This is a genomic window from uncultured Campylobacter sp. (assembly GCF_938030815.1).
In the GTDB taxonomy this organism is placed as follows: domain Bacteria; phylum Campylobacterota; class Campylobacteria; order Campylobacterales; family Campylobacteraceae; genus Campylobacter_B.
On the sequence record NZ_CALHII010000026.1, the window covers coordinates 1 to 1,092 of the forward strand.

Here is a 1,092-nt window from a genome sequence, read left to right on the forward strand (position 1 = left end):
CAGCAACTTTTAAATTTAAAAATTTCATAATCTGAAATCCGTCCTTAAATCTGCTTTTAAAACTGCTAAATTCGTTTTTAAATTTGCGTTTGAAATTTTAAAATTCACGGCGCGATGTCTATTGGAATTTATATCATAATCTGCGTTAGAAATTATGTCGAGATCTGCACTAGGGCGTATGTCGTAGTAAGTCATACTTTGGTTTATGCCGTGATCCTTGACGAGATTTATGTCATAATCCGCGCTAAAATTTATATCGTGGCATATATTTAAATTTAAGTCTCGATCTGCGTTAAAGTTTATGCTTTGGCATGTGCTGCAACAATATGTTTAAGGCGTATGTTGCGATCCGTGTCGTAATCCGCGCTAAAGTCTATGTAACGATTTGCCTCGCAATTTGTACTCGTAGCGTTTTGGTTTTTAAAATTTAGACTTTTAAAATTTTGATTTTTTAAATTTTTACCCACTCCGCTCGGTTTTGCGACGATGCTTGATCTTTCGAGACAAACGGCTTCGGCGGGAATGAGTAGCAAAGAGTTGCACCTGCTCGCGCGAGCTTTGTGCGAACCCAAAAAGAGCGCGAGCGAGCGGTGAAATTTTTAAATTTTAACGTAGCTTTATTTTTCATCATGCGAGCCAAATTTTACGCACTCGAATTTTTGGCACCTTGTTTTTCGCCGCTTAAATTTTTAGCGCCCCGATCTTCGCTGCCAGAATTTTGCGAGGCGGGATTTTTAGAATTATATTTTTTGATATCGGAATTTTCTGTAGCCGAAGCATTTGTGCCCGCATTTTTGCCATTAGAATTTTCGCCAATTAAATTTATTTTTTGAAGAATTTTAAATCCAAATTACGCGCCCTATTCTTTCATCGTGGCTTATTTATATAAAATTTCACCTATTAAAAATTTGGACGCAAAATTCCACCTGCGAAATCTCGATAAATTTTGCCATTAAATTACGAAATAAAATTCTACCTCGCAATTCTACCACTATTTCTTGGCTATTTTATAGTAGCCATCCTCAAAAACAACCTTACCCGCATCCGCAAGGCGCTTTAAAAGCTGTGCGCTGGGCTCGTCAAACATCGCCT

At 37.5% G+C, this 1,092-nt stretch carries 2 protein-coding genes; one reads left to right on the top strand and one right to left on the bottom strand.

Features of this window, described 5'->3' with window-relative positions:
• Positions 1–114: 114 nt before the first annotated feature.
• A complete protein-coding gene (locus Q0277_RS00725; protein WP_297994514.1) occupies positions 115–273 on the top strand; it encodes a hypothetical protein in 159 nt (52 codons plus the stop codon).
• 26 nt (positions 274–299) lie between these two features.
• Here the strand turns inward: Q0277_RS00725 and Q0277_RS00730 are convergent, their stop codons facing one another.
• The gene (locus Q0277_RS00730; RefSeq protein WP_297994517.1) at positions 300–533 is read right to left on the bottom strand and encodes a hypothetical protein; all 234 of its coding nucleotides are present in this window, start codon (positions 531–533) and stop codon (positions 300–302) included.
• Positions 534–1,092: the final 559 nt, after the last annotated feature.